The following is a 5,839-nucleotide window of genomic DNA, read 5'->3' as shown; positions in this document are numbered from 1 at the left end:
GGCACCTGTCGCGCAGGCGCGCGCCGTGCCTGTCACCGCGAGATCCAGCACCGCCGCCACCGCCGCACGGTCGGGCGGGCCGACATGCAGCAGCGGCGGCAGCAGGCGCGCGATGCGCCGGGGCAGCTGGCTCTCCCCGCCGAGGATCAGCAGATGCGGCATGTCCCCGCCCGCCAGCACCCCTTTCCAGAAGGACCGGATCGCCTCCGGGGGCTTGGCCTCCGAGGTGGAGGCGGTCCCGGTCCCCGGCGGCGTCGCCGCGCAGGTCAGGGCGAGCGGGACCCCGGGATGCTCTGTGGCGATCAGCGCCTGCACCAGGCGGGCCAGCTCCGGGGCCAGCCCCGCCGGACGGCAGGCCATGAGCGTGATCGCCCCGGGGCGGAGCATCCGTGCCAGGTCGGAGGCCTCGGGCAGGGCTTGGGCGAGCATCGCAAGCGCCAGCGCCATGAGCGGGCGCTGCGCGAGGGGCGGACGGGTCCCGGCAAACGAGATCTCCTCGTCGAGCGGCGTCATGGTCTCGAGATCGTCGATCTCGCCGATGCGCCCCTCGACCAGGGCCTCGAAGACGGCGTCCGACATCTCGGGCGGGGGCAGGGGTGCCGCATCGATGCGGCGGGCGGCGGTGTGGAAGCGGGTCAGCCAATCGGACATGGCGGGACCTCCCGTGATCGGGGGAAAAGGACGGGGCGGCGCCAGCACGAGCCTGTGCGCGCGCGCGCCCCGCGACGGGTTCAGGAAAGGGAGCCGGGGCTCAGCGGCCGGAGGATCCGTCGGTCCCGGGGTCCTCGGGCGGCGTCTCGTCCGCCGCGGTCGGGTCGGGCGCTGTCGGATCAGACGCCTCCAGCGTCACGGCCAGCGCGTCCAGCCGGGCCTCGATCTCGGCCCGGAGTGCGGGGCGGTAGATCTCGCGGGAGACGTTGAGCATGTCGGCGAACTCCTCCCGCGAGACGACCGCCTCCGGAAAGCCCCGGCGCAGATCGCCGTGCATGCGCTGCTCGGCCGCACAGGCCGCGGCCCCAGTGGGCACGACCAGCTCGCGCAGCACCCGCACGCGGGCCTCGGGGGGCAGGCCCAGCTGATGGCGGTGCCGCTTCTCCGGATGGGCGGAGTAGCCCAGCTTCAGGAAGTGGCGATCTCCATGGCGCAGGTCCAGCAGGTAGATGCGGCTCTCCCGCGCGCTCCAGCCCTTGCCGCAGCCCGGGCAGTCGACCTGCCCACAGGAGAGGTTCGCCCGGGCGATGCGCCGCTCGGTCCCGCAGGCGTGACGATAGAGATGGTAGTTCGGATTGCGCTCGGGGTCCGGGCCGATCCGCGTCCAGCCGCGCCGCGCGGCGATGGCCGCCTCCTCTGCCGCGAAGCAGGTCTCGCAGCGCAGGCCCGCGGTGCCCTCGGCCATCCGGCGGACATAGTCGAACTGGCGGCGCTGGTCGTGACCGCAGCGGGCACGATAGAGCCCGTAGGCGGTGTCCTCCGGGTCGCGGCCCAGGTAGACCAGTGCCGCCCGGGCCGCGGTCTCCGCCCGGCGGGCCTCCAGGCAGGCATGGCAGATCGGCCGGCCCGCCATCAGCGTGAAGATCCGGCAGGTGAAGACACGCCCGCAGGTCCGGCAGCGCAGCGCCAGGTGCAGCTGGTCGATGACCCGGCCGGCGATGTCGAAGCCCTTGGCCTCGGCGGCGGCGATCCAGCCGGGGGAAAGGGGGCCGGGATGGACCGCCAAGGGCGTGCCGTCCACGAGAAGGGTGCCCGGGGCGGCGAGAGCCGCAGCATCGGCGGTCGGGCAGGACGAGAGCGTCGCCGGATCGGATGCGGCGGAACGGGGTTTGCGGGGCATGGACGCCTCCAGATGCTGAGATAGGGAAAACCCGCCCTCGCGCGACCCGTCCGCGCGAGGGATGTGCAGGACGCGCGTGTGCAGCATCGGACCGCCCCGGTAAGGCGGGGTCGCGGCAGACGGCAGCGCGGGTCAGGAAGAGGGAAGGGTCAGGCCAAGACCGGCGTCGCGACCGCGGCCATCTCCGGCTCGATCTCGTGGGGATCGAGATGGCAGGGCAGGGAGGCCATCTCCCCGACCGCCACGCGCATGCTGCGCAGCATCTGCCGGCAGCGCCAGGCCACGGCGCCATGACCAGGGCAGGCGAAGAGACCGGGCGCCTGGTCCAGGACCTGCCGGGCCTCGCGGAACTCGGCAGTCGTGCCGGCCTGCATCAGCAGGTAGCCGATCAGCGCCATGTGCCGCAGGGGCCGGTCCTCGGGGCGCATCACGGCGGAGCTGCGGATCCCGTCGATCCGGGCGAGGACGCCGGCACGGGCCGCCTCGGCCTCGCGAAGCGACGCGGCGAAGCCCGGGTCCCGGACGTCGGCCGCGCTGATGTCGCGCTCTGCCTCCACATGGGCCGCAAGCCCCGCCAGAAGCCCCGAGAAGGCGCGCGAGATCGGCGTGTGGGTGAAGTGGCGCGATGCCGGTTCCGTCACGCCGACAGGTGTGGTAAGGCTGCGATTAGCCATCATCGATCTCCATCTGATCGGTTTCGGTTAGAGCTTGGGGAGGGACTGCAATCCATTCCTAAGCTCGCTATAAGCTATATTGCTTATCAGTGCTTGTCAACGTCATGGAAACAGCTTAGTTCCGCATCATGCCAAAACCTATGCTCTATCCTGTCAAGAAGCTGATTGCCCTGACAGATGAGCAGGTCGAGCAGATTGCCCGTTTCCGAGATGAAAAAGCCATTCGATCAGAGGCCGAAGCGATCCGTCAGTTGATCATGCTGGGTCTGAAAGCGGCGAAATGAGGTCGCCGGCTTTTGCCACGCCCGGCAGAAATTTCAGAACGAGCAACGCATCAAGATTGTCTTCTCGCGGCGCTTCACGAAGCCGTAGATCAGAAGCGCGATCGTTGCGACAATGAAGCCGCAGGCGATGGGGCGCTCCAGGAAAGTCATTGGATCGCCGCGTGAGACCAACAGGGCGCGACGCAGGTTCGTCTCGATAAGCGGGCCTAGGACGAAGCCGAGGAGCAGCAGTGCGGGGCTGAAGGCCGCCTGGGTCAGCGCATAGCCGATGGCCCCGATGGCGGCGACCATGACGATGTCGAAGGTCGAGCCGCGCACGGAATAGACGCCCAGGCAGACGAAGATGATGATCGCCGGATACAGCCAGCGGAACGGGATGCGCAGCATCGCTACCCAGATCCCGATCAGGGGCAGGTTCAGGACCAGAAGAAACAGGTTCCCGATCCCGAAGCTGACGACGAGGCCCCAGAACATGTCCGGGTGCGCCTCCAGCATCATCGGGCCGGGCTGGATGCCGTGGATGACCAGCGCACCCAGCATCAGCGCTATGATCGGATCGCCCGGGATGCCCAGGGTTAGTGTGGGGACGAAGGCTGTGATTGAGGCCGAATTGTTGGCAGCCTCGGGGCCCGCGACCCCCTCGATTGCGCCCTTGCCGAAGCGTTCGGGCTGTCGAGCGACGCGCCGCTCCAGCGCATAGCTGAGAAAGGACGAGATGGTCGAGCCGGTGCCTGGCAGCGCGCCGAAGAAGCCGCCAAGCGCAGTGCCGCGCGTGATGGGCGCCACCATCCGCCGCAGGTCGTCCCGCGTCGGGACCAGTTCGCGCAGGCTGACGCGTGGGGGTGGGCCATCACGCTCGGCCTTGCGGATGTTGCCGATGATCTCGGCCAGACCGAAGAGGCCCATCGCCAGCGCGACCAGATTGATGCCGTCCAGAAGCTGGACCTGCCCGAAGGTGAAGCGTTGCGCGCCCGAATTCACGTCGGTGCCGACGCATCCCAGGATCACCCCCAGGACCACCATCGCCAGGCTTTTGGACAGCCGTCCCTCGCCGATGGTCGAGGCCGCGACCAGCCCCATCACCATCATTGCCGCATAGTCCGCCGCCCCGAAGCTGGTCGCCAGACCGCTGAGCCAGCCCGCAAGCAGCACCAGGATCACGATCCCCAACATCGAGCCCGCGAAAGACGAGACCATCGCCGTGAACAGTGCGACCCCCGCCCGGCCCTGCTGGGCCATCGGATAGCCGTCCAGTGTGGTCACTGCCGATTGCGGCGTGCCCGGCAGGCGCAGCAGGATCGAGGCGACCGCCCCGCCATATTGCGCGCCGTAATAGACTGCGGCCAGCATGACCAGCGCCGCTTCGGACGAGATGTAATAGGTGATCGGCAGTAGCAGCGTGATCGCCGCCATGGCGCCGATGCCGGGCAAAACGCCGACCAGCGTGCCAAGCACCGCGCCCAGGAGGCTGTAGATCAGGACAGATGACTGCAGCGCAACCGCCAGCCCGTGGGCCAGGCCATCCAGCGTGGTCATCGCAGCGCCCCCGGCCAGACGGGCAGCGACATGTTCAGACCGCGCACGAAGACCAGCCAGACCAGCACCGTCACCGCGACGGACAGCACCAGCCGCCAGCCGATGCCCCGGCGCGGCGCGACCGAACTGGCGATCAGCACCGTCACCGCCGTGGTCAGCAGGACGCCCAGCCTGTCCAGCGCCAATCCGAATACCAGCAGTGCGGCGACGACGGCGAGGGTCTCGGGCCAGGCGAAGGGGCGGGACTGGCCGGGCCTGCCCATGGCGGGGACGGCGATCAGCGCCCCCAGACCCGCCAGCAGCATCCCGAGCGCCACCGGAAAGAACCCGGGGCCCATCCGTCGCAGGCTGCTCATGTCATAGCTGGCCCAGGCATAGCCCGCGACGGCCAACCCGGTCAGCGCAAGGGCCGCGCCCCAGCCAAGATCGTGCAGGTCGCGACGCATCGGCGTTCCGGCCTATTCGGCGGCTTGGACCGCGTCGATCACTCCGCCCCAGAGGGCGGTGTCATCGTCGATCCGCTGTGCCAGATCGTCCGGCGTGCCGGGCTGTGCCTGCCAACCCATGGCCAGCAGACGCTCAGCCACCGCGTCATCGGCAAGGATGGCGTTCAGCTGGGCATTCAGCCGCTCGATCACGGCCGGATCCGTTCCGGCGGGGGCGATGAAGGCGTTCCACAGCTCGGCGCGGAAGTCCTGGGGCAGACCTGCCGTTCCGGCGATCACCGGCACGTCGGGCACCTGCGCGAAGGGTTCGGCCGAGGTGACGCCCAGCATCTTCATCGTGCCCGCCTCGACCTGCGGCAGCGCCGCCGAGGGGGCCATGAAGCCGCTGTCGATCTCGCCCCCGAGGATGGATGTCGTGACCTCGGCATAGCTCTGGAAGGGAATGTGGAACAGCTGGACGCCCGCGGTCTTGGCGAACAGTTCGGCCGTCAGATGCGCCCCGGACCCCTCGCCGACCGAACCATAGCTGATTGCCTCAGGCTCGGCTGCGGCCGCGATGAAGCCCGCCAGGTCGTCGGCCGGGAAATCCGCCCCCACGGCCAGGACCAGCGGGCTGGTCGCGATCAGGCCCACCGGCGCGAGGTCGGCCACCGGATCGTAGCCCAGATCGGGGATCAGCCGCTGCGCCGTGGTCAGCGGGCCGTTGATGGTGATGCCGAAACTGTCGCCGCCGCGGGCCAGCATCTGCTGGACCCCGATCACCCCACCGGCGCCGGGTCTGTTCTCGACCACGACCGGCTGGCCAAGCGCCTCCGCCAGCGGCTCGGCGACGATCCGTGCGATGGTGTCGGGTGACGAGCCCGCGGGGAAGCCGACGAAGATATGCACCGGACCGGTGGGCCAATCTTGGGCGGTCGCAGCCGAGGACAGGGCGCAGCCGGTCAGGACGGCGGCGACGGCCGCAGCGCGGCGTGTTTGGCAATAGATCATATGAGGGTAAGCGCGACGCGGCCCCCCTCCTGCCGCTTCTGATCTGACCGGGCCATTTTCTGTACGCATGAGCGTTGG

At 69.5% G+C, this 5,839-nt stretch carries 7 protein-coding genes; 1 reads left to right on the top strand and 6 read right to left on the bottom strand.

The window, feature by feature from the left end:
- The 3 genes from FHD68_RS17380 to FHD68_RS17370 form a co-directional block, all read right to left on the bottom strand.
- The coding region (locus FHD68_RS17380; protein ID WP_139086380.1) for a hypothetical protein at nucleotides 1–651 on the bottom strand (651 nt) is incomplete at its 3' end.
- A gap of 100 nt (nucleotides 652–751) precedes the next feature.
- Nucleotides 752–1,918: a hypothetical protein gene (locus FHD68_RS19180; protein WP_208863805.1), complete on the bottom strand. Its 1,167-nt coding sequence runs from the start codon at nucleotides 1,916–1,918 to the stop codon at nucleotides 752–754.
- A 62-nt stretch (nucleotides 1,919–1,980) separates the two neighbouring features.
- Nucleotides 1,981–2,505 (bottom strand): hypothetical protein, encoded by a 525-nt coding sequence (locus tag FHD68_RS17370; protein WP_139086378.1) that lies wholly within the window; start codon nucleotides 2,503–2,505, stop codon nucleotides 1,981–1,983.
- Between the two features lie 128 nt (nucleotides 2,506–2,633).
- On the opposite strand from FHD68_RS17370, the gene FHD68_RS19175 reads away from it, so the two are divergent.
- Nucleotides 2,634–2,789 carry a hypothetical protein gene (locus tag FHD68_RS19175; RefSeq protein WP_208863804.1) on the top strand — a complete coding sequence of 52 codons (156 nt, stop codon included), beginning with the start codon at nucleotides 2,634–2,636 and terminating at the stop codon, nucleotides 2,787–2,789.
- A 33-nt stretch (nucleotides 2,790–2,822) separates the two neighbouring features.
- Here FHD68_RS19175 and FHD68_RS17365 read toward each other — a convergent pair whose 3' ends face one another.
- Genes FHD68_RS17365 through FHD68_RS17355 form a run of 3 tightly spaced genes read right to left on the bottom strand, consistent with a single transcriptional unit; the run spans nucleotide 2,823 to nucleotide 5,761 of the window.
- The gene (locus FHD68_RS17365) at nucleotides 2,823–4,325 is read right to left on the bottom strand and encodes a tripartite tricarboxylate transporter permease (RefSeq protein ID WP_127897303.1); all 1,503 of its coding nucleotides are present in this window, start codon (nucleotides 4,323–4,325) and stop codon (nucleotides 2,823–2,825) included.
- Nucleotides 4,322–4,771 carry a tripartite tricarboxylate transporter TctB family protein gene (locus FHD68_RS17360; RefSeq protein WP_127897302.1) on the bottom strand — a complete coding sequence of 150 codons (450 nt, stop codon included), beginning with the start codon at nucleotides 4,769–4,771 and terminating at the stop codon, nucleotides 4,322–4,324. Before FHD68_RS17360 ends, FHD68_RS17365 begins: the two co-directional genes overlap by 4 nt.
- Nucleotides 4,772–4,783: 12 nt before the next feature.
- Entirely contained in the window at nucleotides 4,784–5,761 is a 978-nt protein-coding gene (locus FHD68_RS17355; protein ID WP_164871353.1) for a Bug family tripartite tricarboxylate transporter substrate binding protein, read from the bottom strand.
- Nucleotides 5,762–5,839: the final 78 nt, after the last annotated feature.

The sequence above is a fragment of the Paracoccus marcusii genome, assembly GCF_006151785.1.
GTDB lineage: Bacteria > Pseudomonadota > Alphaproteobacteria > Rhodobacterales > Rhodobacteraceae > Paracoccus > Paracoccus marcusii.
This window is presented reverse-complemented; position numbering and strand designations above follow the sequence as displayed.